Origin of the sequence: Polaribacter aquimarinus, assembly GCF_003129485.1 — a bacterium.
Lineage (GTDB): Bacteria > Bacteroidota > Bacteroidia > Flavobacteriales > Flavobacteriaceae > Polaribacter > Polaribacter aquimarinus.
Map to the genome: position 1 here is coordinate 595567 of NZ_QFFG01000002.1, position 26634 is coordinate 622200.

Annotated in this window: 32 protein-coding genes and 1 tRNA gene; 22 read left to right on the plus strand and 11 right to left on the minus strand. The window is 30.4% G+C overall.

From position 1 onward, the window contains the following. The first annotated feature begins 7 nt into the window (after nucleotides 1-7). From DIS07_RS06190 to DIS07_RS06205, 4 genes are all read left to right on the plus strand, one after another. Entirely contained in the window at nucleotides 8-859 is an 852-nt protein-coding gene (locus DIS07_RS06190) for an ABC transporter ATP-binding protein (RefSeq protein WP_109404351.1), read from the plus strand. Nucleotides 860-864: 5 nt separating this feature from the next. Beyond that, complete coding sequence (locus tag DIS07_RS06195; RefSeq protein WP_109404352.1) at nucleotides 865-1695, plus strand: ABC transporter ATP-binding protein; 831 nt, start codon at nucleotides 865-867, stop codon at nucleotides 1693-1695. Nucleotides 1696-1821: 126 nt separating this feature from the next. Then, on the plus strand, nucleotides 1822-3096 hold the full coding sequence (locus DIS07_RS06200; protein WP_109404353.1) for an alginate export family protein: 1275 nt from the start codon (nucleotides 1822-1824) through the stop codon (nucleotides 3094-3096). A 296-nt stretch (nucleotides 3097-3392) separates the two neighbouring features. Beyond that, nucleotides 3393-3644 carry a heavy-metal-associated domain-containing protein gene (locus DIS07_RS06205; protein ID WP_109404354.1) on the plus strand — a complete coding sequence of 84 codons (252 nt, stop codon included), beginning with the start codon at nucleotides 3393-3395 and terminating at the stop codon, nucleotides 3642-3644. Nucleotides 3645-3691: 47 nt separating this feature from the next. Here DIS07_RS06205 and DIS07_RS06210 read toward each other — a convergent pair. Beyond that, nucleotides 3692-3773 (minus strand) — tRNA-Leu (locus tag DIS07_RS06210). A gap of 124 nt (nucleotides 3774-3897) precedes the next feature. Between DIS07_RS06210 and DIS07_RS06215 the strand changes: the two genes are divergently transcribed. The 3 genes from DIS07_RS06215 (at nucleotide 3898) to pth (ending at nucleotide 6188) form a co-directional block, all read left to right on the plus strand. Beyond that, nucleotides 3898-4839: a ribose-phosphate pyrophosphokinase gene (locus DIS07_RS06215; RefSeq protein WP_109404355.1), complete on the plus strand. Its 942-nt coding sequence runs from the start codon at nucleotides 3898-3900 to the stop codon at nucleotides 4837-4839. A gap of 17 nt (nucleotides 4840-4856) precedes the next feature. Continuing rightward, a complete protein-coding gene (locus DIS07_RS06220) occupies nucleotides 4857-5465 on the plus strand; it encodes a 50S ribosomal protein L25/general stress protein Ctc (RefSeq protein ID WP_109404356.1) in 609 nt (202 codons plus the stop codon). Between the two features lie 93 nt (nucleotides 5466-5558). Next, nucleotides 5559-6188 carry an aminoacyl-tRNA hydrolase gene (pth, locus tag DIS07_RS06225; RefSeq protein ID WP_109404357.1) on the plus strand — a complete coding sequence of 210 codons (630 nt, stop codon included), beginning with the start codon at nucleotides 5559-5561 and terminating at the stop codon, nucleotides 6186-6188. A gap of 46 nt (nucleotides 6189-6234) precedes the next feature. Here pth and DIS07_RS06230 read toward each other — a convergent pair whose 3' ends face one another. The 8 genes from DIS07_RS06230 to DIS07_RS06265 form a co-directional block, all read right to left on the minus strand. Then, nucleotides 6235-6771, minus strand: a complete 537-nt coding sequence (locus DIS07_RS06230; RefSeq protein ID WP_109404358.1) for a hypothetical protein — start codon at nucleotides 6769-6771, stop codon at nucleotides 6235-6237. A 72-nt stretch (nucleotides 6772-6843) separates the two neighbouring features. Then, a complete protein-coding gene (locus tag DIS07_RS06235) occupies nucleotides 6844-7296 on the minus strand; it encodes a 6-pyruvoyl trahydropterin synthase family protein (protein WP_109404359.1) in 453 nt (150 codons plus the stop codon). Nucleotides 7297-7502: 206 nt separating this feature from the next. Beyond that, entirely contained in the window at nucleotides 7503-9002 is a 1500-nt protein-coding gene (locus DIS07_RS06240; protein WP_109404360.1) for a GH3 auxin-responsive promoter family protein, read from the minus strand. After that, a complete protein-coding gene (locus DIS07_RS06245; protein WP_109404361.1) occupies nucleotides 9002-9859 on the minus strand; it encodes a M23 family metallopeptidase in 858 nt (285 codons plus the stop codon). Before DIS07_RS06245 ends, DIS07_RS06240 begins: the two co-directional genes overlap by 1 nt. A 48-nt stretch (nucleotides 9860-9907) precedes the next feature. Continuing rightward, complete coding sequence (nadD, locus tag DIS07_RS06250) at nucleotides 9908-10489, minus strand: nicotinate (nicotinamide) nucleotide adenylyltransferase (RefSeq protein WP_109404362.1); 582 nt, start codon at nucleotides 10487-10489, stop codon at nucleotides 9908-9910. Nucleotides 10490-10564: 75 nt separating this feature from the next. Then, entirely contained in the window at nucleotides 10565-11164 is a 600-nt protein-coding gene (gene gmk, locus DIS07_RS06255; protein WP_109404363.1) for a guanylate kinase, read from the minus strand. Next, the gene (locus tag DIS07_RS06260; protein WP_235869101.1) at nucleotides 11165-12031 is read right to left on the minus strand and encodes a YicC family protein; all 867 of its coding nucleotides are present in this window, start codon (nucleotides 12029-12031) and stop codon (nucleotides 11165-11167) included. Between the two features lie 36 nt (nucleotides 12032-12067). Further along, entirely contained in the window at nucleotides 12068-12964 is an 897-nt protein-coding gene (locus DIS07_RS06265; RefSeq protein ID WP_109404364.1) for a DMT family transporter, read from the minus strand. Between the two features lie 271 nt (nucleotides 12965-13235). Here DIS07_RS06265 and upp point away from each other — a divergent pair, with 271 nt between their 5' ends. Further along, entirely contained in the window at nucleotides 13236-13889 is a 654-nt protein-coding gene (gene upp, locus DIS07_RS06270; RefSeq protein ID WP_109404365.1) for a uracil phosphoribosyltransferase, read from the plus strand. Here the strand turns inward: upp and DIS07_RS14985 are convergent. After that, nucleotides 13884-14813, minus strand: a complete 930-nt coding sequence (locus tag DIS07_RS14985; RefSeq protein ID WP_109404366.1) for a DUF6427 family protein — start codon at nucleotides 14811-14813, stop codon at nucleotides 13884-13886. The two genes, upp and DIS07_RS14985, sit on opposite strands and share 6 nt — an antisense overlap. A 41-nt stretch (nucleotides 14814-14854) precedes the next feature. Here DIS07_RS14985 and DIS07_RS06280 point away from each other — a divergent pair, with 41 nt between their 5' ends. The 3 genes from DIS07_RS06280 (at nucleotide 14855) to DIS07_RS06290 (ending at nucleotide 16161) form a co-directional block, all read left to right on the plus strand. Then, on the plus strand, nucleotides 14855-15064 hold the full coding sequence (locus DIS07_RS06280) for a DUF6341 family protein (protein ID WP_109404367.1): 210 nt from the start codon (nucleotides 14855-14857) through the stop codon (nucleotides 15062-15064). Nucleotides 15065-15073: 9 nt separating this feature from the next. Continuing rightward, complete coding sequence (gene trmB, locus DIS07_RS06285; protein ID WP_109404368.1) at nucleotides 15074-15745, plus strand: tRNA (guanosine(46)-N7)-methyltransferase TrmB; 672 nt, start codon at nucleotides 15074-15076, stop codon at nucleotides 15743-15745. A gap of 80 nt (nucleotides 15746-15825) precedes the next feature. Continuing rightward, entirely contained in the window at nucleotides 15826-16161 is a 336-nt protein-coding gene (locus DIS07_RS06290) for an MGMT family protein (protein WP_109404369.1), read from the plus strand. Nucleotides 16162-16214: 53 nt separating this feature from the next. Here the strand turns inward: DIS07_RS06290 and DIS07_RS06295 are convergent, their stop codons facing one another. Then, complete coding sequence (locus DIS07_RS06295; RefSeq protein WP_109404370.1) at nucleotides 16215-16667, minus strand: hypothetical protein; 453 nt, start codon at nucleotides 16665-16667, stop codon at nucleotides 16215-16217. 164 nt (nucleotides 16668-16831) lie between these two features. Here DIS07_RS06295 and DIS07_RS06300 point away from each other — a divergent pair, with 164 nt between their 5' ends. The 11 genes from DIS07_RS06300 to DIS07_RS06350 all read left to right on the plus strand — a co-directional run bounded on the left by DIS07_RS06300 (nucleotide 16832) and on the right by DIS07_RS06350 (nucleotide 26633). Beyond that, nucleotides 16832-17971 (plus strand): Mrp/NBP35 family ATP-binding protein, encoded by a 1140-nt coding sequence (locus DIS07_RS06300; protein WP_109404371.1) that lies wholly within the window; start codon nucleotides 16832-16834, stop codon nucleotides 17969-17971. 4 nt (nucleotides 17972-17975) lie between these two features. Then, a complete protein-coding gene (locus tag DIS07_RS06305; RefSeq protein ID WP_109404372.1) occupies nucleotides 17976-18212 on the plus strand; it encodes a NifU family protein in 237 nt (78 codons plus the stop codon). A 71-nt stretch (nucleotides 18213-18283) separates the two neighbouring features. Then, nucleotides 18284-19339 (plus strand): NAD(P)/FAD-dependent oxidoreductase, encoded by a 1056-nt coding sequence (locus DIS07_RS06310; RefSeq protein WP_109404373.1) that lies wholly within the window; start codon nucleotides 18284-18286, stop codon nucleotides 19337-19339. A 178-nt stretch (nucleotides 19340-19517) separates the two neighbouring features. Then, the gene (locus DIS07_RS06315) at nucleotides 19518-19718 is read left to right on the plus strand and encodes a hypothetical protein (RefSeq protein ID WP_235869102.1); all 201 of its coding nucleotides are present in this window, start codon (nucleotides 19518-19520) and stop codon (nucleotides 19716-19718) included. 108 nt (nucleotides 19719-19826) lie between these two features. After that, entirely contained in the window at nucleotides 19827-20333 is a 507-nt protein-coding gene (locus DIS07_RS06320) for a ferritin (protein ID WP_109404375.1), read from the plus strand. Nucleotides 20334-20615: 282 nt separating this feature from the next. After that, complete coding sequence (locus tag DIS07_RS06325) at nucleotides 20616-21773, plus strand: homogentisate 1,2-dioxygenase (RefSeq protein WP_109404376.1); 1158 nt, start codon at nucleotides 20616-20618, stop codon at nucleotides 21771-21773. A gap of 85 nt (nucleotides 21774-21858) precedes the next feature. Next, entirely contained in the window at nucleotides 21859-22170 is a 312-nt protein-coding gene (locus tag DIS07_RS06330) for a four helix bundle protein (RefSeq protein ID WP_317045901.1), read from the plus strand. 48 nt (nucleotides 22171-22218) lie between these two features. Beyond that, nucleotides 22219-23382 (plus strand): 4-hydroxyphenylpyruvate dioxygenase, encoded by a 1164-nt coding sequence (hppD, locus tag DIS07_RS06335; protein ID WP_109404377.1) that lies wholly within the window; start codon nucleotides 22219-22221, stop codon nucleotides 23380-23382. Nucleotides 23383-23473: 91 nt separating this feature from the next. Beyond that, entirely contained in the window at nucleotides 23474-24391 is a 918-nt protein-coding gene (locus DIS07_RS06340; protein ID WP_109404378.1) for a tryptophan 2,3-dioxygenase family protein, read from the plus strand. A 105-nt stretch (nucleotides 24392-24496) separates the two neighbouring features. Continuing rightward, the gene (locus DIS07_RS06345; protein WP_109404379.1) at nucleotides 24497-25267 is read left to right on the plus strand and encodes a DUF3108 domain-containing protein; all 771 of its coding nucleotides are present in this window, start codon (nucleotides 24497-24499) and stop codon (nucleotides 25265-25267) included. A gap of 100 nt (nucleotides 25268-25367) precedes the next feature. After that, nucleotides 25368-26633, plus strand: coding sequence for a M23 family metallopeptidase (locus DIS07_RS06350; RefSeq protein WP_109404380.1), 1266 nt, complete (start codon nucleotides 25368-25370; stop codon nucleotides 26631-26633). Nucleotide 26634 lies beyond the last annotated feature (1 nt).

The following is a 26634-nucleotide window of genomic DNA, read 5'->3' on the forward strand; positions in this document are numbered from 1 at the left end:
CTAGAATATGGCTTATTTAGAACTAAAAAATATATACAAAACCTACGGTCAAGGAACTGATGAAACAGAGGTGTTGTCTAACATTAATCTTAAAATAGAGGAAGGAGAATTTGTTGCTATTGTTGGTTTTACAGGAAGTGGAAAAACAACTTTAGTAAACTTAATTAACGGTTTAATTCAGCCGACAAGTGGAGAGGTGTTATTTAAAGGAGAACCCGTTGTGGATACAAGTCACGAAAGAGGAGTAATTTTTCAAAACTATTCTTTATTGCCGTGGTTAACAGTAGAACAAAATGTAATAATGGCGGTTAAAGAAGCTTTTCCAAAACGCGAAAAAGAGGTTTATAAACGTAAAGCAGCATATTATATAGATATGGTAAACTTAACTCCAGCGATTAACAAATTTCCTAAAGAATTATCAGGAGGAATGCGTCAAAGAGTTGCAGTTGCAAGAGCTTTGGCTATGAAACCAGACATGATTATTATGGATGAACCTTTAGGGGCATTAGATGCCTTAACACGTGGAAATTTACAAGATCAAATCTTAAACATTTGGGGTAAAGACAAACGTACAGCACTATTAATAACCAATGATGTTGATGAAGGAATTTATATGGCAGACAGAATTATTCCTTTACGTCCAGGACCAAAAGCAACTTTAGGACCAGAGTTTAAAATTGATATTGAGCGTCCTAGAGATAAAACCGAAATGAATGATAATACCAGTTATAAAGCAACTAGAAACGCTATTATAGAGTATTTAATGGACATAGGTAATGAACGAAAATCTGAAGCAACAACAGAGTATATTTTGCCAGAGTTAACTCCAAAAGATTTTGTAAACCAATTTAGATATTAGAAATTATGAGAGTGATAACAGAAAGTACCATTACAAAAGAGGTTTTAGGAAAGACTAAGTTTCCTTCTAAAGATGTTATGTTAGATTTAAAAGATCTAAAAAAAGTATATCCAACACCTAAAGGAGACTACGTAGTTTTAGAAGATTTGAATTTGCAAATTCGTAAGGAAGAATTTGTTACTATCATTGGTCATTCAGGTTGTGGTAAAACCACAATGTTGTCTATGATTGCAGGGTTAAATCCAATTTCTGGAGGAAACATTGCAGTTTTAGGGAAACATATTAAAGGTCCAGGACCAGATAGAGGTGTTATTTTTCAAGCGCCAAGTTTAATGCCTTGGATGACATCTTTACAAAATGTGATGTTGGGCGTAAATCAAGTATTTCCTCATGCAACCAAAGCTCAAAGAACAGATGTTGCAAAATATTACTTGCAAAAAGTGGGTTTAGAAGATGCGTTTCATAAAAAAGCTAGCGATTTATCACAAGGAATGCAACAAAGAGTTGGTATTGCTAGAGCTTTTGCTATAAAACCTAAAGTATTGTTGTTAGACGAACCTTTCGGAATGTTAGATTCATTAACTAGAGGTGAGTTACAAGATATCTTAATTGAAATTTGGAATAAAGAAAAAATCACTGCTGTAATGATTACTCACGATGTTGATGAAGCTATTTTTTTAGCAGACAGAGTAGTGATGATGACAAGTGGACCAAGCGCAAAAATAGGTGATATTTTAGATATCGATTTTAAAAGACCAAGAACAAGAAAATCGGTGTTAGAGCACAATGATTATTATAAATACCGTAAACATTTAATAGACTTTTTAGAGCATTAAAAATAGTATTTGCAACTAAAAAGAAGCTATAAAAACATGAGAAAAGTCATAAATAAGACATTTTTGTCTTTTTATATTTGACAAGTTTAAAAAACAAAATAAAAAATAAATCAAAAACTAATAAAAATGAAAAAACAATACATAATTATAGGGCTAATGTTAGCATGTTTTCAATTTACAACAGCGCAGTTTACATTAGATGGAGAGTTTAGACCAAGATCAGAATATCGTCATGGATTTGGTAATTTAATTCCTGATGCAGTAGATGCAGGTTTTGGTATTTCAACCAGAGTAAGGTTAAACTCAAGTTTTATGACAGATAATTATTGGGTATATGTAAGTTTACAAGATATTATGGTTTGGGGTGAGAACAGACAAATTTTACCTTACGATCAAAATAATTCTTTTGCTGTTTTTCAAGCTTGGGCAGAAATTAAATTAGGGGAAAATACATCAACCAAGTTAGGACGTCAAGTATTGTCTTATGATGACCAAAGAATTTTAGGAGGATTAGATTGGGCGCAACAAGGGCGAAATCATGATGCTGCTTTAATTAAATATAAAAAAGGAAACTTTATGTTGGATTTTGGTTTGGCTTTTAATCAAGATTATTCACATCCTACTGGATTTATTTCTCAAGGAACAGGATACAATACTGCAGGGTTTTTCTCTTACAAAACAATGCAAATGTTGTATATGAAACAAAAATGGGAAAAATTAACAGGTAGTTTATTATTACTAAATAACGGATTTCAAGATTTTAATGGAGCTGGGTCTGCTGATGGTGTAAGTAATTTACAAACTTTAGGTACACACTTAAACTATAAATCTGGAAACTTTGGTTTAGCGGCAAATGCATTTTTACAAACAGGAAACAGACAAGGAGATGTTAGCGTAAAAGGAGCTTTTTTACTAGGTTTAGATGCAAGTTTAAAAGCATCAGATAAAGTTACACTAGGTGCAGGTTTAGAAATAATTAGTGGAAATGATGCTGGAGCAGGTGAAACAGGAGCATTCTTTCCTTTATATGGAACCAACCATAAATTTAATGGTTTTATGGATTATTTCTATGTAGGTAACCATGCAAACTCTATCGGATTGGTAGATATTCACGCAAGTGCTAATTTTAAGTTAAGTAAATCATCAAGTTTAATGGCTAAAGTATTAAACTTTAGAGGTGAGCAAGCTTTAGCAAGTGGAGAAAAATCTTTAGGAACAGAAATAGATTTAGTTTACAAAAGAAAATTTAAAGGGTTTGCTTTAGTTGCAGGATATTCACAGCTTTTTGCTTCTGATGGAATGTATGAATTAAAAGGAGTTACAGAGGCTGCCGCAGCAGGTACTCAAAACTGGGCTTGGGTTATGTTAGTTATTAAGCCTAAATTTTTAAGCGGAAAATAAATAAGTATAAAAAATAATATTGGTTGTATGGTTGGTTTTAGTGTTAATAGACTATATAAATTAATATTTAAATCCCTCGAAAGAGGGATTTTTTGTTTTAAGAAAATTAGTTTTTAGTATTTACATTGAAGTGCTGTCTTTTAAAAAATAATTAGTAAAAGTTTTAAAAATTAAGTTTTTAATAAAGATTATTATAATTACATAAGGTTATCTTTAAAGAATACTAATCAAAGCTGATAAAAATCATTTTTTACGTCCTCTTTAGATACTAGTTTCGCATCATAAAACTTTGTAAAATGGAAACAACAGTAATCATCAAGAATTTAAGATGTAATACTTGTAAAGATAAAGTGATTGCTGCTCTTGATAAATTTAATACTATTTCTAATATTGAAATTGATATTACTAAAGGGAGTTTAAACTTTAACTGTATAAGTCATAATGCCATGGAAGGTATACGGATTTACTTAAAAAAAATAGGCTATCCAATAACTGAAGATAGTACTGTTATTAAAAAAGGAAGTCTGCAAGAAGTTTCTAACAATTAAAATTATAACCAAAGAAAAAGTCGAAGTTTAAAGCTTCGACTTTTTTGTACTCAAGGTGGGAATCGAACCCACACTCCCGAAAGAACTGGATTTTGAATCCAGCGCGTCTACCAATTCCGCCACTTGAGCAAGTGTGTATATAGGATTGCAAATGTATTAAATTATTTTATTTTAAAGTAAAAAAATAAATTTCAAAGTCAATAAATAATTTCTACTTTTGTTCACTTACAACAATACAACAAAAAACAGATAAATGTCTATAAATCAACTTGCACCAAAACTATTTGCCTGTAGGCAAAGTAAAGTTTTGGCAGAAAAAATTGCTAAAGAATATAGTACTAAGCTTGGAAATATAAAGATAACCTACTTTAGTGATGGAGAATTTCAGCCAGCTTTTGAAGAATCTGTTCGTGGGAGAAGAGTTTTTATTATTGGTTCAACATTTCCAAATTCTGATAATTTAATGGAGATGCTTTTAATATTAGATGCAGCTAAAAGAGCATCTGCTAGACATATCACTGCTGTTATGCCTTACTTTGGTTGGGCTAGACAAGATAGAAAAGACCAACCCAGAGTAGCAATCGGAGCAAAGTTAGTTGCAAAACTATTAGAAGCTGCTGGTGCAACAAGAATAATGACAATGGATTTGCATGCAGATCAAATTCAAGGATTTTTTGAAAGACCTGTAGATCATTTATTTGCATCCACTATTTTTATGCCTTACATAAAAAGTTTGCAATTAGAAAACTTAACGATAGCTTCTCCAGATATGGGAGGGTCTAAAAGAGCTTATGCATACTCCAAGCATTTGCATTCAGATGTTGTTATTTGTTATAAACAACGTAAAAAAGCTAATGTTATTGGTCATATGGAGGTAATAGGGGAGGTAGAAGGTAAAGATGTAATTCTGGTAGATGATATGATTGATACAGGAGGAACGTTAACACACGCAGCCAATTTAATGAAAGAGAGAGGAGCCAAAAGTGTTCGTGCAATTTGTACGCACCCAATACTATCCGGAACTGCTTACGAAAGAATTGAAGAGTCTGCGTTAACAGAATTAATAGTTTCTGATACAATTCCGTTAAAAAAGTCTACATCTAAAATAAAAGTAGTATCTTGCGCGCCATTATTTGCGGCTGTTATGCATAAAGTACAAGATAACACCTCAATTAGTGGACAATTTTTAATGTAAATAATTAATAAAAAGTAATGAAATCAATTACAATTAAAGGATCAAAAAGAGAAAGCGTAGGTAAGTCAGCGACTAAAGCCTTACGTAATGCTGGCATGGTTCCTTGCGTGATATACGGAGGAAAAACACCAATTCACTTTTCAGCAGAAGAAAAAGCGTTTAAAAACTTGGTATACACTCCAAATGTATATACTGCATCAATTGATGTTGATGGACAAACTATACCAGCAATTTTACAAGACATTCAATTTCACCCAGTAACTGACAGAATTTTACACGTAGATTTCTATCAATTATTTGATGATAAAGAAGTTACAATGAACATACCAGTTAAATTAACAGGTACTTCTCCAGGAGTATTAAATGGTGGTTCTTTACGTTTTACTAACCGTAAATTAAAAATAAAAGCTGTACCAGCTAATTTACCTGATTTTGTGTCAGCTGATATTTCTAAATTAAAAATAGGAAATAAATTATTTGTTACCGAATTAAAGAACGATGACTATACGTTTATGCATCCAGATAATACAGTGGTAGTTCAAGTTAGAACTTCTAGAAATGCTGTTGCTGAAGAAGAAACAGAAGAAACAACTGAAGCAGCTCCAGAAGCGACTGCTGCAGAATAAGTTTTACAAATATAATTTAGAAAAGCGTTACAAATTTGTAACGCTTTTTTATTGGGTTAAATTTATCTTAAGAACTTGTCTTATTTTTGTTGTATGAATTTAAGAAACTTCTTTTCTAAATTATTTGGTATAAAAGTTGAATCTAAAGAAGAATTGATGAAGAAATTTTTAATTGTTGGTCTTGGTAATATTGGCGATAAATATACCAATACACGTCATAATATTGGTTTTAAAATTCTAGACGAAGTAGCAGAAGAACACAATACCGCTTTTGAAACTGAAAAGTTAGGAGACATTGCTAGATTTCGATTTAAAGGAAGAACTTTTATTTTATTAAAGCCAAGTACATTTATGAATTTAAGTGGAAAATCGCTTAAATATTGGATGGATAAAGAAAAAATTTCTTTAGAGAATTTATTGGTAATTACCGATGATGTTAATATTGATTTTGGAACAATTCGTTTAAAAGCAAAAGGTTCTGCAGGTGGACATAATGGCTTAAAAGATATCGAAACAAAATTAGGACATCAGAAATATGCACGTTTTCGTTTTGGTGTAGGCGCTAATTATTCGAAAGGAAGACAAGTAGATTTCGTTTTAGGTGAATGGAGTAAAGAAGAAACGAGCCAATTAATAGAAAGATTACCAACCTCAGCAAAAGTGATTACTTCTTTTGGTACTGCTGGTTTAGCAAATACTATGAATACCTATAATGGGAAATAAAAAACTGTTCAGAAAGGAACAGCTTCAAGTTTTTTTAATGTTTTTATTATTTTCTAACAAAAATGATTTTTGTTGTTGTTGCAGTTGAAATAGAACCATCAATAGCTTCTGAATCTTGTGTAACTGTTAATGTATCTTCATTGAAGAAATTCACATCAAATATACCTTTTAAAAGATTGTCATTTATGGCATTAAAACTAATGGTTCTATTAATTGTGTTTATGGTATAACTTCCAGAGTTATCGATATTAATAATTTTTGGAATAACTGTTACGTCTCCATTCGCGGCAGTTACAGTATTTATCTTTCTATATTGACCTTTAACTGTAAACTTTCCATTTTTATTTAATACAAAATCAACTTCAAAAGTATCACTTGTTATTTTTGCTGTAGATATAATAACTGTTGCCCCTTGAGTAACTGTTGTATTAGTTACATCAGCATTTAAGCTACTAATTTTATAGGTACCAGAAACATTTGTTGCAGATAAATCTAATGCAACAATATTATCATTATTATCACTACAAGCTATTAGTGTAATTGTAGCTACAAAAAATGTAATTATATATTTAAATGCTTTCATAAGAATTAGTTTTTGTCAAATATAACAGATTAAAAGAGTTGATATTGTTTTAAGTTAAATGTTTTTTATTAATTAAGAATTTTCACTTGCAAACCATTCAGCAAAACTTGTGTCAGTTTCTTGTAATTTTATAGAATGCAGTTTGATATTTTTTGGCAATCTTGTTTTTATTTTTTCAGCAAAATCAATCACCATCATTTCACTGGTAGGCTGATAATCAACCAAAATTACGTGATGACCTCTATCTTTTAATTCCTTTGCCAACTCAATATGTGGTGTGTTTTTATTAAAGACAGTTGCATGGTCAAAAAGATCTACAATTTCTTCGTTAACTATTTTTTTTAAGTCGCCAAAATCGATAACCATTCCAAATTTTACGTTGGTATTGTCTTGAATTGGTTCCCCAGAAACAGTAACTGAAAGTTTATAAGAATGCCCATGAACATTTTTACACTTTCCGTCATAACCATATAATGCGTGGCCAGTTTCAAAATTAAACTGCTTGGTAATTCTAATTGTACTCATTCAAAAATTTTATGAATATGTCATTTCGAAATGAGGAACGATTGAGAAATCTTTTGACAAAGAGATTCCTCCTCATACTTCGTTGGGAATGACAAACTATTACTAATTAACGTCTGTTTCTATATTTGTTGTAAAAGTATACAATAACTAAAGCTATTGCTAATCCTATAAATAAAAAATCTCCTCCCATATATAATTATATTTTGTTATTCTTCAATTAAAAAATTTTGTAAAACATCTGCAATTTTTCTATTATCAGACAACTGCGGAATTTTATTTTGTCCGCCAAATTTACCAATAGATTTCATATAATTATGAAATCCGCCTTTTTTAACTTTTCTAATAATAAGTGGACGCAAAACTTTTCCTTCAATTAAATCAAAATAATAGATGTTTTGATCTTGCATAGAGGCATCTACTTTAAGGGCAAATTTTTCCAAATTTTTTGGCTCATTTTCAAATTCTATAAACCATTCGTGATAAGGTAAACCACTTTCTGGATTTACTTGTGGCGCTACAGTAAACTCACTAATATTGATATCAGTGCCTTGTATGGCATCATTTAAAGCTTTCTCAACTTCCTTACCAATAACGTGTTCGCCAAAGGCGGATATAAAATGTTTGATACGACCAGTAACTTTTATTCGAAATGGTTTTGTTGATGTAAATTCTACAGTATCACCAATATTATAACCCCAAAGACCAGCTGTTGTATTTAAAATGATGACATAGTTTACGCCAATTTTTACATCTTTTAGAGAAATCCTTGTCGGATTTTCATCAAAAAACTCAGTAGCAGGAATAAATTCATAAAAAATACCCGAATCTAATTGTAGCAACATCCCTTTTTCGGTTTGACTGTCTTGATACGCAATAAAACCTTCTGATGCAGGATACAATTCTATATAATCTATTTTTTTACCAATTAAGGCTTCAAATTTGTTCTTGTAAGGTTCAAAATTTACACCACCATAAATAAAAAAATTAAAATTAGGGAAAAGTTCAGATACTTTTTTCCCAGTTTTTTCAATTAATTTTTCAAAATACATTTGCACCCAAGAAGGAATTCCGCTAATCACAGTCATATCTTCATTAAGGGTTTCTTCAACAATTGCATTTACTTTAGTATCCCAATCTTCAATACAATTCGTCTCCCAACTTGGTAATCTGTTTTTTAATAAATATTGAGGAACATAATGTGCTACAATTCCGCTTAATCTTCCCAACTTTACTCCGTTTTTATCTTCTAAAACCGGACTTCCTTGTAAAAAAATCATTTTTCCATCTACAAAACTTGCATCATTTTTTTCCACGATATAAAATAACAAAGCATTTCTTGCTGCTTTTATATGGGTTGGCATCGATTCTTTTGTAATCGGAATATATTTTGCGCCAGAGGTTGTACCAGAAGTTTTAGCATAATACAATGGTTTTCCAGTCCAAAGCACATCAGATTCTCCTGCAACCATTCTATCAACATAAGTCCGTAAACCTTCGTAATCTTGAACTTTTACGTATTTTTTAAAATCATTATAAGAATTTATTTTATCAAAATGATGATCTTTTCCAAAGGCTGTATTTTTAGCGGTTGCAATTAAGTTTTTGAAAACTTTTTCTTGAGTTTTATGCGGATTGTTTGCCCATTTATTGACTTTTTTTGTCGCAAATTTGGCAAACGGAATAGCAAATAAAGATTTAATACTCATTATTTAAAATCTATAAAATTTGTTGGATTTACAGAGTAGCCACTATTCCAAAGTTCGAAATGTAAATGCGGACCTGTTGTTAGTTCTCCTGTAGAACCAACTGTAGCAATTACTTCACCTGATTTCACAAAATCTCCTTGTTGTTTTAATAACGTTCCGTTATGCTTATAGACAGAAATGTAATCTTTACTATGTTTTAAAATTATTACATAACCAGTTTCAGTAGTCCAACCAGAAAAAATTACGGTACCGTCAGCAGTTGCTTTAACTGGAGTTCCTTTTTTGGCAACGATATCTACTGCAAAATGTTTGGAAGTCGTGTCGAAATTTTGCGATATTGTGCCATTTAATGGTGCAAAAAAGACCAATTTTACTTTATTATTAGCATTATTTTGAAGTGAAAAACGAGTTTCACGATCTATTTTTTCTCTAAACAAAGAATCTTCTTTAGATGCATTTAACTTACTTTCATCAATAAGACGTTGTCTTGCTTCAGTTTGAATAGAGTCGATACTTTCTGGTTCAATTTCTCCAGTAAGAACTGGTTTAATGGCCTTTGTATAATTTTCTAAAATAGCCAATTTAGTTTTTAAAGAATCTGCTTGGAAAGTTAGTTTAGCGGCTTTTATTTTTAAGGCTGTTGATGAGTACCCTGGAATGTATTCTTTAATAGGTGTAAATGCTATGAGAATTGTAGTAGCTGCAATTAATAAAATAGAAAAAACACCGCCTAAAATAAATACATTTAATCGCGATAATTTTAATGAAAAACGCTCTTCAAAAGTGTCTTCATTTAAAACAACCAACCTGTATTTATCAGTTAGTTTTCGTTTAAGTTTTCCTTTCTTTTTAGCCACAGAAAATTATTTGATGTTTCACAAATATACAACGAATTTTAAGCGAAACTATTTTCTATAAAAATTCATTTCATCAATATAATCCCAAACTTCTTTTGTTAAAAGAGGTTTTATATTCTTTTGGTTTTTAATTCCATTACGAATCTTAGTAGAAGAGATTTGTATAATGGGTGCATCAACTTTATGAATTTTAGGGTGATTTTTAAATTGATGTTCCACAGTTCCCTCAGCAATTCTTGGATATACATAAATATGATGATGCTCTAAAATAGTTTCATAATTTTTCCATTTATGTAAGCTTTTTAGATTGTCTTCTCCCATAATTAAACAAAATTCTTTCTCAGGATATATATCAGAAATATGCGCTAAAGTATGCACAGTATAGTTGGGTTGAGGTAATTTAAATTCGATATCAGAAGGTCTTATTTTTGGATAGTTTTCTGTAGCCCTATATACCAATTCAAAACGATGATGGTTTTCTAACAAAGAACTTTTCTTTTTAAATGGATTATGAGGGGTTACCATCATCCAAATTTCATCTAAATCAGAATTTTCAACCATATGATTGGCAATAATAAGATGCCCAACATGAATTGGGTTGAATGTACCAAAGTATAAACCGATTTTCATTTTATAAAGTTTGAAGAAGAGAGTTTGAAGTAGTCTGTGTTTAACTTACGGCTTCATATTTCTATCTTCACGTTTTTAATTTTCTTCTTTATTTTCCTTTAATCCTAAAAAATCATCTACCAATTCTTCAGCTTCTTTAAGAGCAACTTCTAAATCATAGTTTTTAATGATTTTATCAAATTGTGGAGCTGTAGCTAACTCTACAGAAGCTTTAGCAATGCGCATGTTAATTTTATCTTCACTCTCTGTAGAACGTTTTTTTAAACGAATTTTTAACTCATCTACACTCGGTGGTTTTACAAAAACTGCTAGTGTTTCTTCTGGAAATTTCTTTTTAATTCGCAATCCACCAACAACATCAATATCAAAAATAACATGCTTTTTTTGAGCCCAAATACGTTCTACTTCACTTTTAAGTGTTCCGTAAAAGTTATCTCTATATACTTCTTCCCATTCTAAAAAAGCATCACTTTTAATGTTGTTTTTAAATTCTTTTAAAGAAATAAAATAGTAATCTTCTCCATCTTTTTCAGTTCCACGAGCTTTTCGAGAAGTTGCAGAAATAGAAAAGGCTAAATTAAACCTTTCTTGTTTTAATAAATGACGTACAATGGTTGTTTTACCAGAGCCAGAAGGTGCTGAAAATACAAATAATTTTCCTTTAAAATCAGACATTTATAAAACGTTTAAAATTTGCTCTTTAATTTGCTCTAACTCGTTTTTCATTTGGATAACTGCTTTTTGCATGGGTGCAAAATTAGCTTTAGAACCAGTGGTATTAATTTCTCTTCCCATTTCTTGGATTATGAATCCTAATTTTTTTCCATTTGAATCGGGAGTTGCTAAGGTTTGTAAAAAATACTCTAAATGATTAGCTAGTCGAACTTTTTCTTCATTAATATCTAACTTTTCTAGATAGTATATTAATTCTTGCTCAAAACGATTTTCATCAGTTTCTACTTTTAACTCGTCTATTGCTTTTAGTAAACGCATTTTAACATTTTCAATTCTATCACCATCTAAATCTTTTACTTCTTCTAAATATTTTTTGATGTTGGCAATTCTTTCTTTAAAATCAATTTCTAAAGAAGCGGCTTCATCAATTCTATATTGTACAATTTCTTTAATAGCAATATGAATACCTTTTTCTATTTCAGACCATTCGTTCTCGTCTAATTCTTCACGCTCAGTTTTTAAGGCATCTGGCATTCTAACAGCCATTTTTAATAACTCAACATCATCAGAAGTTCCAGTTTGTACAACATTTCTAAGTTGTTGCATGTAGTTTTTTACAATTCCATGATTTACAGTTGTAGAGGTTTCATCGGCAGTCATTTCTACAAAAATTGAAAAATCTACTTTTCCACGAATTAAGGCTTCAGCCAATTTTTTTCGAACAGCTAATTCTTTTTCTTTGTAATAAGAAGGAATACGAACGCTTAAATCGAGGTTTTTACTGTTTAAAGATTTAATTTCTATGGTTATTTTCTTTGTAGGTAGTTGTAATACAGACTTGCCATATCCAGTCATAGATTGAATCATACAATCGTAATTTTAAATGAAATGCAAATATAGTTTTTATTTGATTGGTTTATCTACTTGCTTTGTAACTAAATAAACACCAGCAAAAATAATAATAATGGCTAAGAATTTTACAATATTTAAAGAATCACTACCAACAAACAAAGCAAAAACAGTTGCAATTACTGGTTGTAAATAGATAAAAACACTTACTGTTGTTGGCTTTAATTTAGTTAATCCGTAAAGATTAAATAAATAGGTAATACAAGTTGTAAATAATACTACAAAACCTATTTTTAAGTATATCGAGCTTGGCATAGTTGACCAAGAAATTTCTGTAAATTCAAAAATACTAAAGGGTAATACCGTTATAAATCCAAATAAATAAAACCATTTAATAAAAACAAATGGGTTGTATTTTTTTAATATTCCTTTAACTAATACTAAATAAAGCCCGTATGAACTTGCGTTTACAAAGACTAAAAAATTTCCTAAAATTCTATCATTAGCATTATTTTCAGAAGTATTTCCATAGACAATTAGAATAATAGTTCCAATTAATCCAATTGTGATTCCTACTATTTTTAATTTTAATATCTTTTCTTTTAACAAAATTGCAGAAAAAATTAAAACCATAATTGGTGTGGTTACCATAACAACAGAAGCACTTATTGGAGTCGTTAGACTAAGACCTTTAAAAAAAGCAAGCATATTTATAGTTACTCCAAACAAAGAAGCTAAAAAAATCTTCTTATAATCAGATTTCTCGATTTTTTGAGATTTGATAAAAAAGCCAATACACCAGAAAAATAAAGTTGCACCAGATACTCTTAATAAAATAAAAGCATAAGGTTTTACGTAAAAAGGCATTACGTCTTTAGCTATGGTGTAGTTTAGACCATATATTATTGCAGCAATAAAAACAGCAATTAATGCTAATATTCTTGAATTCATGGAGTAATTAAAACTTTTTGCAAAGTTGATGATAAAATTTAAATTGAGGATAAAAAAGAGTTTCAACAAATTGCTGAAACTCTTATCGCTTTGGTTATCTAACTTTTGGTTAGTCCACTAATAGTGGTATTATTAAAACCTAACTAGTATAAATCTTAAATTGTTGTTATAGCCTAGGTTTATTGATTTTGATATTATTTTGATTTTTTTATATAGCCAATATACAAATTTTAAGTAATTGCTTTACATTTGTTTGTATAATTTGCCTATAATGATTATTCATCACCTTCAAGAAAAAAACTCAATTTTAAATAAATTTATTGCAGAAATTAGAGACGTAAAGATCCAAAAAGACTCTCTTCGATTTCGAAGAAATATTGAGAGGATAGGTGAGGTTTTGGGTTATGAGTTAAGCAAGCAATTGACCTATTCTGTTAAAGATATAGAAACCCCATTAGGCAATAGTCAAGAGCAATTAATTAGCAATAGTATAGTATTGTGTTCTATATTGAGAGCAGGTTTGCCTTTGCATCAAGGATTGTTAAATTATTTTGATGATGTAGAAAATGCTTTTATTTCTGCGTATCGTCATCATTCAAATAATGATGCAGAGTTTGAGATTGTTGTAGAATATTTTGCAGCACCATCTTTAAACAAGAAAACGTTGTTATTGGCAGATCCAATGTTGGCAACAGGTCAATCTTTGGTAGCAGTTATAGAAGCTATAAAAAAATTTGGAACTCCAAAAGAAATCCACATTCTTACTGTTATTGGGTCTAAAGAAGGAATTGAATTCATCAAAGAGAATTTCCCAAAAAACACACATTTATGGATTGCAGCTATTGATGATGAATTAAACTCTAAAGGATATATAGTTCCTGGTTTGGGTGATGCTGGAGATTTAGCTTTTGGAGCTAAACTATAATCTAAAAAAAGCAAATACTGTTGCTAAAATAAACCCACCAAAAAGAATATCTTTAATTATCTTTTTTTGAATTACTTCAAAACCATTTGCCATTATTATTGTTGTGGGGATAGCTAAAAAAATGACTTCGGCACCTTTTCTTTCTTTAATTAAAAAAACAAAAAATATACCAATAATAAAGTTGATAATTAAAAGTAGCCAGCTTTTTTTAAAAGAATTATTTACAGACAATGCTCTCGGTGATTTTAACAATACAGAACAAAAAGTTAATAAAAGAATCACTCCAAATACCCAATTAGTATAATCTTCATCAAAAATAAACATGTTATTATTAACTTTTAAATAAAATAGGTGCTTAAATTCTTCTAGACCATCAATCCAAAATAAATAAGTAAAATAAATAATTAATGGAGTAATAAATCCTGTAAGAGGGGTTAACAAATTATGAAAGGTTATTTTTTGATGTAATAATATCGATGCTGCTATCAAAATAGAAAAAAGTAAGGAAAAAGGTTCTAAAATGAATAAAATTCCTAACCAAAAACCACTATCAAAAAGCTTCTGAATTACGGTTTTAGAAGAACGTAAACTATAGACCTTCCTTAAAAAAAGTAGATGTACGAGTAATAATATAAGGACATTAAAATCAAGAAGTTTTTCTAAAAATAAGATCAAAGTTAATACAAACAGTAAGAAAGCATAAGAATGATCGTATGTGAGATTGTTTTTAGTAACTACAAAATTGTAAAAGAAGAATATTGACAAGAAAAGAACAAAAAAAAGAGTACTCTCTAATACTTTTGTCCATGTAAAGTTATCAGCAAAAAAACTAGAAATTAAAGCGAACAAAAAGAAGCAAAAAAACAAACTTAAATAAATAATAAAATTGATTGGTTTAGATTTCTCTAAAAAATTGGTTAACATTGTTTCTTTTGTTATTTTTGCACGGTAAAGATAATTAAGTTATGATAGCAAACAATATTTTTAGATGGATTGGTAGTTTATTTACAGATTTATTATTCATTCCGTTTGATTGGTTTAGAAAAGGAGATTTTAATTGGTGGTCATCAAATACTGTGAACTGGATTTTCCTTGCAGTTTTGTTAGTTTTATTTTGGTACTGGATGAAAGAATCTGCCAAGTTCTTACGCGAAGGAACTGAAGATAGAGCTTAATTTTACACCTTGGGAAGTAAAAATAAATTAAAACGTTTCAAAGAAAATGAGACGTTTAAAAATGTCATTCAACCTACAAGAGAAGAAGTTATTACTAACTTTTCTTACAAAGGAAAATGGCATTCTTTTTTTGATAATAATAATCCCATTATTGTTGAGTTAGGTTGTGGTAAAGGAGAATATACCATAGCTTTGGCAAGAAAAAACCCTGATAAAAATTATATTGGAATCGATATTAAAGGAGCACGTTTTTGGCGAGGTGCCAAAACTGCAATCGAAGAAAATTTACCTAATGTTGCTTTTGTTAGAACTCAAATAGAATTAGTTGATTTTATTTTTGGAGAAAATGAAGTTTCTGAAATCTGGATTACTTTTCCAGATCCACAAATAAAATATCAGCGCACTAAACATAGAATGACAAATGCTACATTTCTAAAAAAATATCATCATATTTTAAAAGAAGAAGGTATAGTGAACTTGAAAACAGATAGCGAATTTATGCACGGTTATACCTTAGGTTTGTTGCATGGTGAGGGTCATGAAATTCTAATTGCAAACCACAATGTTTATAAAAATGAGGGTGCTCCAAAAGAAGTTATAGAGACTCAAACTTTTTATGAAAATCAATACTTAGCAGTTGGTAAACCTATTACTTATATTAAATTTCGATTAAAGTATTAGCTTTTTTCATTTTAAACTTGTTATCCTGTGAGCAGTCGAAAGATTGTTTCAGAATCTTATAAAAAGAGGACCTTAATATTGTGAAAGAAACTGATAATTTTTTTGATAAAGTTTACCAAGTAGCACGTTTAATTCCTTTTGGTAGAGTTACTAGCTACGGTGCTATTGCTACATACTTAGGAGCAGCCCGTTCTGCAAGAATGGTGGGTTGGGCCATGAACAATTCTGCAAGTCAAGAACCAGAAGTTCCAGCGCACAGAGTAGTCAATAAAAAAGGGATATTAACTGGGAAACATCATTTTGATGGAACTAACCTAATGCAGCAACTATTGGAAAATGAAGGAATTGTTGTTATTGATAATCAAATTCAAGATTTGGAGAAAATCTTTTGGAACCCTATTGATGAATTATCATAAAAAAACTCATCAAAACTTGATGAGTTTTTAACAAATTTACAGAATACAATAAGTTATTTTACCCTTTTAAAACTTCCGTTTCCAGTTTTGTTATTAAAAGTAGACTTATAGAAATATCTGTTTCCTTTAATTTGAGTAATTTTAGCGGTAAGCATACTACCAATTTTAAAAGGCGCACCTCTCATTTCTAAATCGACTATGGTTAAGTTATACTCAAACTCAGAAATCCAATCAATTTTAGCTTTAATAAATTCTTTTTTTGGATGATATTCATAGTAAAAACCATTTTTAATTTCAACCAAAATGTCTCTTTCCTTAAATTTGTAGGTGTATTTTCCATCATTTAAAACCGCATTTTTAATGGCGATATTATTAGACATCTCATACATTTTAGAGTAAGGTTTTAAAGCAATACTTTTAGCAAAATCTTGAGAAAATGAAGTTTGAAAATAAAATGATATCAATAAGAAGAATACAACAGACTTTAGGGTGTTTGTTTTTTTCATAATAAGGGGGATAAAATTATTCCATAAATATAATAATTTTTTTTGAACTCAAATAAAGTCAGGCTATTAGTCTATAAATATTCCTAATCTATTCACTTTAATTTCTTATCAGTTAACTGTATCTTTGCAATTTAGAATTAATCCGAATAAATTAAAACCTAAAAATGAGTTTTAAAAAACAAGATATATATAACGCGTTAGAAACGATTACAGCTCCTGGAGAAGGTAAAAGTTTAATTGAAAATAACAACGTAACAAATGTTGTAATTTTTGGAAATGAAGTAAATGTTGATGTAATTATTAGCAACCCTACTCTACAGGCAAAAAAGAAAATTGAGAACGAAATATCAAAAGCAATTAAAACAAATGTTGCTGAAAATATTGATGTTAAAGTTAATGTTAAGGTTGAAAAACCAGCACCAAAAGAAAACCCAAACCAGATTAGAGGAAAAGAAATTCCAAATATCAAAAATATTATTGCTATTGCTTCTGGTAAAGGGGGTGTTGGAAAATCTACAATTACAGCAAATACTGCTATTTCATTAGCTAAAATGGGGTTTAACGTAGGAGTTTTAGACGCTGATGTTTATGGACCATCTCAACATATAATGTTCAATGTAGAAAGAGAAAGGCCGCTTTCTGTAAATGTAGATGGAAGGTCAAAAATGAAACCAATAGAAAATTATGGTGTTAAGCTATTATCTTTAGGTTTTTTTACAGATCCAGATCAAGCAGTAATTTGGCGTGGACCAATGGCAAGTAAAGCATTAAAACAACTAATTTTCGATGCAGCTTGGGGAGAATTAGATTTCCTTTTAATTGATTTGCCTCCAGGAACAGGAGATGTGCATTTATCAATTGTGCAAGCATTACCTATAAATGGAGCTGTAGTAGTTTCTACACCACAGAATATAGCTTTAGCCGATGCAAAAAAAGGAGTAGCAATGTTTCAACAAGAGAGTATTAATGTTCCCGTTTTAGGAATTATCGAAAATATGGCATATTTTACACCAGAAGGATTGCCAAACAATAAATATTATATCTTTGGACAAGATGGAGCTAAAAATTTGGCAGAGGATATAAAAACACAATTTTTAGGTGAAATTCCATTAGTACAAAGTATTCGAGAAGCAGGTGATGTTGGTCATCCTGTGGCATTACAAGATGGAACCATTTTAGAAGAATCATTTAATCAAATTACTAAAGAAATGGTTTCTCAATTATTAAAAAGAAACGCTAATTTACCACCTACAGAAGTTGTAAGAATCACAAATATGAGTGGTTGTAGCGCAGTTAAAAAGTAAAGTTATGACAGCACAAGAAACTCTAAATAATGTTGAAAAAGCATTAGATGAAATCCGTCCTTTTTTAATGAGCGATGGCGGTAATATCAAATTACTTTCCATAGAAGAAACCATTGTTAAAGTTCAGTTAGAAGGCGCTTGTACTGGATGTTCTGTAAATCAAATGACATTAAAAAACGGTGTGGAAGCTACTATAAAAAAGTATGCTCCACATATAGAAGAAGTCATCAATGTTGCTTAATGCTGTGTGACTTTTGTCACAAAGAATTACTTCAAATACATTTATTTTTGTTCAACAGATATTTTTAATTAATGATTACTACAGATATTCTAATTATTGGCGCAGGACCAACAGGATTATTTACCGTTTTCGAAGCAGGTTTATTAAAATTGCGTTGTCATTTAATAGATGCCTTACCCCAACCGGGTGGACAATGTTCTGAAATTTATCCTAAAAAACCCATTTATGATATTCCTGCATATCCAGAAATTTTAGCGGGTGATTTAACGGATAAATTAATGGAACAAATTAAACAATTTGAACCTGGTTTTACTTTAGGACAAAGAGCAGATACTGTTGAAAAACAAGAAGATGGTACTTTTATTGTAACTACAAATAAAGGAACAAAACATCACGCGCCTATTGTTGCCATTGCTGGAGGATTAGGTAGTTTTGAACCAAGAAAACCTCCTATTCCTAATATTGCAGACTTTGAAGACAAAGGAGTAGAATACATTATTAGAGACCCTGAGTTTTATAGAAATAAAAAAGTGGTTATTTCTGGAGGTGGAGATTCTGCTTTAGATTGGTCAATATTTTTAACAGATGTTGCTTCTGAGGTTACGTTGATTCACAGAAGAAATGAATTTAGAGGCGCTTTAGATTCGGTTGATAAAGTGCAAGAATTAAAGGATGCTGGTAAAATAACTTTAATTACACCAGCAGAAGTAAAAGGAATTGTTGGAACTGACAAAGTTGAAGGTGTTTCAGTAGTTAAAAAAGGTGAAGAACCATTTATAATAGAAACGGATCATTTTATTCCACTTTTTGGTTTGTCACCTAAATTAGGTCCTATAGCCAATTGGGGATTAGAAATAGAGAAAAACGCTATTAAAGTAAATAATGCTTTAGATTATCAAACTAACATTCCAGGTATTTATGCCATTGGAGATGTAAATACCTATCCTGGAAAATTAAAGTTGATTTTGTGTGGTTTTCATGAAGCTACTTTAATGTGTCAAAGTGCCTACAAACGTATTTTTCCTGATAAAAAATATGTAATGAAATACACTACTGTTGGTGGAGTAGATGGTTTTGATGGAACCAGAAAAGAAGCTCCAAAAGCAGTGATTAAGAAGATTGAGTAATATCATTGAGAACAAAGTGAGGCAATCTCAATTTGTTATTATTACCAAAAATTATCTTTATTTATTCTAAATAAATGCATATTTTTGTAACGTGAGTATTTTTACAGACATACAATTCAATATACAACTTCAAAAAGTTACTTTTTGTAAATATCAATTAGTCATTGATCATAAAAAGATGTTTCTCACCTTTCCTCAGCTATTACAATTGCGTCAAAAGATAAATGAGTATACTTCTCCAGAAAATTTAGAGAATGTTATCAACAACGAGAATTTTGTATTGTTATTTATAGCAGATAGAAAACATCTTGTCTATTTAGAAGTTCCTAAGCTTCTAGATTTAAAAGAAGAAATCGAATTGTGTTTTTATAGTTATTAACTATACTACCATAAAGAACTCCCTTTTATTTAGATTAGGTTTAAATTTTATTCCAATTATAGAAATAAACTGTTTTTACAGTATATTTGATAGAAAATAACAATATTTATGAAGACGGCAATTAGAAGACAAATGACAATTCATCCAGAAGTAATGGATGTTTTAAACGAGCAAATAGCATTAGAAATGCATGCGTCAGCATCATATTTAGCCATGGCTTCTTGGTGTGATCAGCGTGAATTATTAAATAGTAAAGCATTTTTCTACAAACAAGCAGAAGAAGAAAGAGAGCACGGAATGAAAATTTTTAACTTTATTAATGATGCTGGAGGAGCAGCACTTTCGCCTGCAATTCCTCATGTAAATAATGAGTTTGAAAGTTTACAAGCAATTTATGAAACATCTTTAGATCAAGAAATAGGAGTAACACAATCTATCTATAAATGTTTTAGTAAAGCTAGAAGTGTAAATGATTATGCATCAGAAGTATTTTTACAATGGTTTGTGAATGAGCAAGTAGAAGAAGAAGATACAGTAAGAAGTATTCTAGATGTATTTGAATTAATGGGTGATATGCCATTAAAAATGATTGATGAAAGACTACCAACAGCTTAGTCTTTTTAAAATAATAACTAGAAAACCGAAACAATTTTGTTTCGGTTTTTTTATGTAAAAAACTTAACAAATTATTAGAGTCACTTTTTTGTATATTTGTATCAATTACGAAATCGATTGAGTTACATGTATTCAGATTTACTATCTTACTTAAAATTCTTAATCAAGCGCAACCCAGAATGAGCGTTTAATGTAACATTGAGCAATTTAAATAATGTATCAATAATGTTCTTTTAAGAGCATTTTACATTAAATTATTAATTCATTATTACATTAAAAGTTATGCCTTTTTATCACAAATTAGGAGAAATTCCACCCAAAAGACACACACAATTCCGTAAAAAAGACGGAAGCTTATATTATGAGCAACTCTTTGGCACTATTGGATTTGATGGTATGTCAACCAACTCTTACCACGAGCACAGACCAACAATGGTCAAAAAAATTGGTAAACAATATTCTGTTAAACCAAAAATAGCGAAAGCCAATAATATCAAATCTTATCGTTTTAGAGGATTTCAAGTTTCTCCAGAAAACGATTATCTAGAAAGCAGAAAAATAGTTTTAACAAATTCAGATTGTAACATCATTTTATCCGCTCCAAAAGAATCGACAAAAGATTATTTTTACAAAAATACAGATGCAGACGAAGTAATTTTCATCCATAAAGGAACAGGAAAATTACGCACAATGTTAGGGAATCTCGACTTTAAATATGGAGATTATTTAGTAATTCCACGTGGAATTATTTACAAATTAGATTTCGATGATGATAATAATCGCCTTTTTATTGTTGAATCTTACAGCCCTGTTTACACACCAAAACGATACCGAAATTGGTTTGGCCAGTTGTTAGAACATTCGCCATTTTGTGAGCGTGATTTACGCAGACCCCAAGAATTAGAAACTTATAATGAGTTGGGCGATTTCTTAATCAAAGTGAAGAAACAAGGAGAAATTATTGAAATGACATACGCTTCACATCCTTTTGATGTGGTGGGTTATGATGGTTATAATTTTCCCTATGCATTTTCAATTCACGATTTTGAGCCTATTACAGGTCGTATTCATCAACCACCACCTGTGCATCAAACGTTCGAAACCAATGCCTTTGTAATTTGCAGTTTTGTACCGCGTTTGTACGATTATCATCCAAACTCAATTCCTGCTCCATACAATCACAGTAACATCGATTCAGATGAGGTTTTATATTACGTAGATGGCGATTTTATGAGCAGAAACGATATCGAAGCTGGTCATATTTCCTTGCATCCAGCAGGAATTCCTCATGGTCCACATCCAGGAGCTACAGAACGTAGCATTGGTGAAACTGTTACAGAAGAATTGGCAGTAATGGTTGATACTTTTAAACCCTTACAGGTAACAGAAGAGGCAATGAAAATTGCAGACGAAGATTATTACAAATCTTGGTTGGAGTAAAAAAGAGAAGAGAGCAAAGAGTAAAGAACAAAGAGAATGGCGAAAAGGCAAAGGCACAATTATAAGAATTTAAAGATTTGGCAAATTGGAATCGAAATTGTTGATGACGTCTATATCTATAATTGAAAATTTTCCTAAAGATGAAAGATTTGGACTAATTTCTCAAATTAGTAGATGTTCTATCTCAATTCCTAGTAACATTGCAGAAGGTTCATCAAGAACGGATAAATCTTTTTCTCACTTTATTGACATTGCTTTAGGTTCTTCTTTCGAACTAGAAACACAATTAATAATTGCATTTAAAAGGAAGTACATTAATAAAGAACAATTAACAAAGATTGAATTAAAAATTCAAGAATTTCAAAAAATGACAATGGGCTTTCAAAATAAGCTCTAAAAGTCTCTATTCTTGCTTCTTGATTCTCTTTTCTATAAAACATAAAAAATGAGTAATAAAGAAATAAAATCAGTAAACTACGGTTTAGAAAAAATATTTGAAGGGGCACAAGATTTCCTTCCATTATTAGGAACAGATTATGTGGAATTTTATGTAGGTAATGCAAAACAAGCTGCCCATTTCTACAAAACAGCTTTCGGATTTCAATCTCACGCTTATCGTGGATTAGAAACTGGGGCAAAAGATTCAGTGAGTTATGTCTTAACACAAGACAAAATCAAGTTGATGCTTACAACTCCATTAAACAGTAAATCATCAATAAACGAACACATTGTAAAACATGGAGATGGTGTAAAAGTAGTAGCACTTTGGGTAGAAGATGCCAAACAAGCATATAAAGAAACAACATCAAGAGGTGCAAAATCGTATATGGAACCAACAATTGAAAAAGATGAGTTTGGTGAAGTTGTTAGAGCAGGAATCTACACGTATGGAGAAACTGTACATATGTTTGTAGAACGTAAAAATTACAATGGAGCCTTTTTACCAGGTTTCCAAAAATGGGAATCTGATTACAATCCGCCAATTGCAGGTTTAAAATACATAGATCATATGGTTGGTAATGTAGGTTGGAATCAAATGGATATTTGGGTAAAATGGTATGAAGATGTTATGGGTTTTGAAAACTTTTTATCTTTTGATGATAAGCAAATTCATACAGAATATTCAGCATTAATGAGTAAAGTAATGTCTAATGGAAATGGACGAATCAAATTTCCAATTAATGAACCTGCAGAAGGGAAAAAACGTTCACAGATAGAAGAATATTTAGATTTTTATGAAGGTGCAGGAGTGCAGCATATTGCAGTAGCTACAGACGATATAATTGCAACCGTAACTCAATTACGTTCCAATGGTGTTGAATTTCTATCTACTCCACCAGAAGAATATTATAGAGCAGTTCCAGGACGTTTGGAAGAATTTAGCCACGAATTAAGAGAAGATATTGAGAAACTCAAAGGCTTGGGAATTATGATAGATGCTGATGAAGAAGGTTATTTATTGCAAATTTTCACAAAACCAGTTGAAGACAGACCAACTTTATTTTTTGAAATCATTCAAAGAATGGGGGCTAAAGGTTTTGGAGCTGGTAACTTTAAAGCTTTATTTGAATCTATTGAAAGAGAACAACAAAAAAGAGGAACTTTGTAAAAATTTTTGTCTTTGCGAGGAAGAATGACGAAGCAATCTCTTTGTATAAACAGATTGCTTCATTAAATTCGCAATGACGAATATAAAGAAAATGAACAGAGACGAAATTTTAAAAGCCATAGAAGAAAAGTACGACAAGTTGGGTGTTCCTGTAGATTCTATGCTAGAGGGTTTATTACACAGTACTCCAATTACCTATTGGGATTATATTCAAACAGATGCATTGTTGGGACTACAAACACCAAGAACAACACAGCCAGATGAAATGGTATTTATTATGTACCATCAAGTAAATGAACTGTTGTTTAAAATGGTGTTGTGGGAAATAGATCAAGTCTCTAAATCAATAGAAATTACCGCTGATAAATTTTCGATGCATTTAGGTAGAATTAGTCGTTATTTCGATATGTTATGCAGTTCTTTTACAGTGATGGCTGATGGAATGGAAAGAGAACAGTATCTTAAGTTTAGAAACACTTTAACGCCTGCAAGTGGTTTTCAATCAGCGCAATATCGTAAAATAGAGTTTGCTTCTACAGAACTCATCAATTTGATTGATGCAAGATTTAGAGATACTATTGATAGAAATTCATCCTTTAGAAACGCCTATAATCATTTGTATTGGCAAGCAGCTGGTAAAAACTATACAACTGGGCAAAAATCGACCTTATTAAATCTTTTTGAGAAAAAATATATGGGAGATTTTATAGATTTTATGGAAGATTATAATGATATCAATCTTTCTTTAAAATTCAAACAACTACCTAAAGAAGTTCAAAGAAACGAAGATTTAATCAAAGCAATGCGTCATTACGATTATACGGTTAATGTTAAGTGGGTAATGGCTCATTACAATGCTGCTGGAAAATATATAGGAGGAGATGACTCCGACTTAAAAGCTACAGGAGGCAGTAATTGGCGTAAATATATGCATCCAAAATATCAACGTAGAATTTTCTTTCCATATTTGTGGGATGAAGATGAGTTAAAAAATTGGGGAACTTTTTAAGAATTCTTAAAATTATTATAAAAGTCATTTACGAATTAAAAGTAAATGACTTTTTTTCATTTTGGAACGGGTTTTGTCATTCCTTTTTTATAAGTTTGATTTTTTATGAAAAAGACGATTATTTTAGTGTTTAGCTTATTTCTTTTGACAACGACCCTTAGTCAAGAAAAAGAACAAGCTTTTAAAAGTGGAGAATGGTTACGCTATAAGATGAGCTATAGTGGTTTTTTAAGAGCTGGAACCGCAATTTTAGAAGTTGAAGAAATAGCTTATAATGGCAAAAAAGTTTATCATACTAAAGGTACTGGTTGGACAACTGGTATGATAAAATGGTTTTTTAAAGTAGATGATAAATACGAAAGTTATTTTGATAAAGACACTATAAAACCTTATTTATTTAAAAGAAAAATTGATGAAGGAGGTTACAAAAAACATAGAATAACTTCTTTTAATTACGAGTATAATAAGGCCTATGTACAAGATTTTACCGAACAAAAAGACACTTCTGTTACTTTTAAGAATGTACAAGATATGTTGTCTTCTTTTTATTATTTGAGAAATAAAAATGTAAAAGGAATGAAAAAAGGAGAAGAAATAGCAATCGATATGTTTATGGATTCTAAAGTATATCCTTTTAAATTAAGGTTTTTAGGTAGACAAATATTAAAAACTAAATTTGGCAAAATAAAAACGATGCTATTTAGACCTTTAGTGCAATCTGGTAGAGTTTTTAAAGCACAAGAAAGTGTTACGTTATGGATTACAGATGATGCTAATAAAATTCCAGTTAAAATGAAAGCAGATTTGGCAGTAGGTTCTCTTAGAGCAGAATTAGAAGCTTATAAAGGTTTAGCAAATCCTTTTCTAAAAAAATAAAAAGGCTTTAACGAAACCGTTATCGAAACTTCATCAATATTGCTTCATTAAAAATCAATTTTATTTGTACTTTTGAGAAGTTTAATTAAAGGCTAACTTCTTGAAAAAAATAGTATTACTTCTTGTTTTATTAACAACCTTTTCTACATGCAAAAAAGAAGAGGTAAAAACCATACACAAAATAGAAGAAAAGCCTAAGCCTGTTATTAAATATGGATACAATTTAGATAAATTTAAAGTAATTCAAGACACCATAAAAAAAGGTGAAAGTTTTGGAATTATTTTAGATAGACACCATGTTTTTTATCCTAAGATTAATAAAATTACATCAAGTGTTAAAGAAATTTTTGATGTAAGAAGAGTAAGAGCAGGAAGGCCTTATACAATTCTAGCCTCTAAAGACTCAACAGAAACAGCACAAGTTTTTATATATAACCACGATAGAATTAATGCAACCATATTAGATTTTAAAGATTCTTTAATAACTGCCCAAAGATTTAAGGAACCTATAAAAACTGTTGAAAGAATTATTGAAGGGAAAATTTATTCTAATCTCTCCAACACTATGGATAGTTTACACTTAAATCCTAATTTAACTTGGGCGGTTGCAGACATTTATGCATGGACTTTAGATTTTTATAAACTACAAAAAGGAGATTCATTTAAATTAGTTTTTGAAGAAAAATATATAAAAGATTCCCTTTTTGCTGGTTATGGAGATATTAAATCAGCAGTATTTAAACATAAAGGAAAAGACTTGTATGCATTTCGTTTTATACCAGATACCATTAAAGGCATTCCAGAGTATTACGATGAAGAGGGTAATATGTTACGTAGTCAATTTTTAAAAGCCCCAATAAAATTTAGGTATAGAGTATCTTCTAGATATAATTTAAGAAGAAGAATAGCCTATTATGGTAATAGAGTAAGACCACATAGAGGAACCGATTTTGCAGCTAACATTGGTACACCAATTATAGCTACAGCTAGTGGAACAGTTACTGAATCTGCAAGAAGAGGTGGTAATGGTAACTATGTAAAAATTAAGCACAATAGCACTTATTCTACTCAGTATTTACATATGAAAAGACGTAAAGTAAAAAGAGGTCAATATGTAAAACAAGGAGAAGTTATTGGTTGGGTTGGAATGACTGGAAATACAGGCGGTCCCCATGTATGTTACCGTTTTTGGAAACATGGAAAACAAGTAGATCCATTTAAGCAAAAATTACCTTCTGCAAAACCTTTAAAGAAAAGTATAAAACCAAGATATTTAGAGTTTATCAAAACTCTTAAGTATCAATTAGATCATAAACAACTTCCTGTCACAGCACCAGAAGTGATAGAAACTATAGCACAAAATTAAA

What these genes read in the sequence shown, in the direction of transcription:
- nadD (WP_109404362.1), bottom strand. Translation starts at nt 10,489, where the DNA reads ATGAAAATCGGTTTATACTTTGGTACATTCAACCCAATTCATGTTGGG.
- DIS07_RS06195 (WP_109404352.1), top strand. Translation starts at nt 865, where the DNA reads ATGAGAGTGATAACAGAAAGTACCATTACAAAAGAGGTTTTAGGAAAG.
- upp (WP_109404365.1), top strand. Translation starts at nt 13,236, where the DNA reads ATGATTATTCATCACCTTCAAGAAAAAAACTCAATTTTAAATAAATTT.
- DIS07_RS06280 (WP_109404367.1), top strand. Translation starts at nt 14,855, where the DNA reads ATGATAGCAAACAATATTTTTAGATGGATTGGTAGTTTATTTACAGAT.
- DIS07_RS06300 (WP_109404371.1), top strand. Translation starts at nt 16,832, where the DNA reads ATGAGTTTTAAAAAACAAGATATATATAACGCGTTAGAAACGATTACA.
- DIS07_RS06320 (WP_109404375.1), top strand. Translation starts at nt 19,827, where the DNA reads ATGAAGACGGCAATTAGAAGACAAATGACAATTCATCCAGAAGTAATG.
- DIS07_RS06340 (WP_109404378.1), top strand. Translation starts at nt 23,474, where the DNA reads ATGAACAGAGACGAAATTTTAAAAGCCATAGAAGAAAAGTACGACAAG.
- DIS07_RS06190 (WP_109404351.1), top strand. Translation starts at nt 8, where the DNA reads ATGGCTTATTTAGAACTAAAAAATATATACAAAACCTACGGTCAAGGA.
- DIS07_RS06265 (WP_109404364.1), bottom strand. Translation starts at nt 12,964, where the DNA reads ATGAATTCAAGAATATTAGCATTAATTGCTGTTTTTATTGCTGCAATA.
- DIS07_RS14985 (WP_109404366.1), bottom strand. Translation starts at nt 14,813, where the DNA reads ATGTTAACCAATTTTTTAGAGAAATCTAAACCAATCAATTTTATTATT.
- DIS07_RS06325 (WP_109404376.1), top strand. Translation starts at nt 20,616, where the DNA reads ATGCCTTTTTATCACAAATTAGGAGAAATTCCACCCAAAAGACACACA.
- DIS07_RS06205 (WP_109404354.1), top strand. Translation starts at nt 3,393, where the DNA reads ATGGAAACAACAGTAATCATCAAGAATTTAAGATGTAATACTTGTAAA.
- gmk (WP_109404363.1), bottom strand. Translation starts at nt 11,164, where the DNA reads ATGTCTGATTTTAAAGGAAAATTATTTGTATTTTCAGCACCTTCTGGC.
- DIS07_RS06220 (WP_109404356.1), top strand. Translation starts at nt 4,857, where the DNA reads ATGAAATCAATTACAATTAAAGGATCAAAAAGAGAAAGCGTAGGTAAG.
- DIS07_RS06200 (WP_109404353.1), top strand. Translation starts at nt 1,822, where the DNA reads ATGAAAAAACAATACATAATTATAGGGCTAATGTTAGCATGTTTTCAA.
- pth (WP_109404357.1), top strand. Translation starts at nt 5,559, where the DNA reads ATGAATTTAAGAAACTTCTTTTCTAAATTATTTGGTATAAAAGTTGAA.
- hppD (WP_109404377.1), top strand. Translation starts at nt 22,219, where the DNA reads ATGAGTAATAAAGAAATAAAATCAGTAAACTACGGTTTAGAAAAAATA.
- DIS07_RS06235 (WP_109404359.1), bottom strand. Translation starts at nt 7,296, where the DNA reads ATGAGTACAATTAGAATTACCAAGCAGTTTAATTTTGAAACTGGCCAC.
- DIS07_RS06240 (WP_109404360.1), bottom strand. Translation starts at nt 9,002, where the DNA reads ATGAGTATTAAATCTTTATTTGCTATTCCGTTTGCCAAATTTGCGACA.
- DIS07_RS06345 (WP_109404379.1), top strand. Translation starts at nt 24,497, where the DNA reads ATGAAAAAGACGATTATTTTAGTGTTTAGCTTATTTCTTTTGACAACG.
- DIS07_RS06315 (WP_235869102.1), top strand. Translation starts at nt 19,518, where the DNA reads ATGTTTCTCACCTTTCCTCAGCTATTACAATTGCGTCAAAAGATAAAT.
- DIS07_RS06310 (WP_109404373.1), top strand. Translation starts at nt 18,284, where the DNA reads ATGATTACTACAGATATTCTAATTATTGGCGCAGGACCAACAGGATTA.
- DIS07_RS06295 (WP_109404370.1), bottom strand. Translation starts at nt 16,667, where the DNA reads ATGAAAAAAACAAACACCCTAAAGTCTGTTGTATTCTTCTTATTGATA.
- DIS07_RS06215 (WP_109404355.1), top strand. Translation starts at nt 3,898, where the DNA reads ATGTCTATAAATCAACTTGCACCAAAACTATTTGCCTGTAGGCAAAGT.
- DIS07_RS06305 (WP_109404372.1), top strand. Translation starts at nt 17,976, where the DNA reads ATGACAGCACAAGAAACTCTAAATAATGTTGAAAAAGCATTAGATGAA.
- DIS07_RS06230 (WP_109404358.1), bottom strand. Translation starts at nt 6,771, where the DNA reads ATGAAAGCATTTAAATATATAATTACATTTTTTGTAGCTACAATTACA.
- DIS07_RS06260 (WP_235869101.1), bottom strand. Translation starts at nt 12,031, where the DNA reads ATGATTCAATCTATGACTGGATATGGCAAGTCTGTATTACAACTACCT.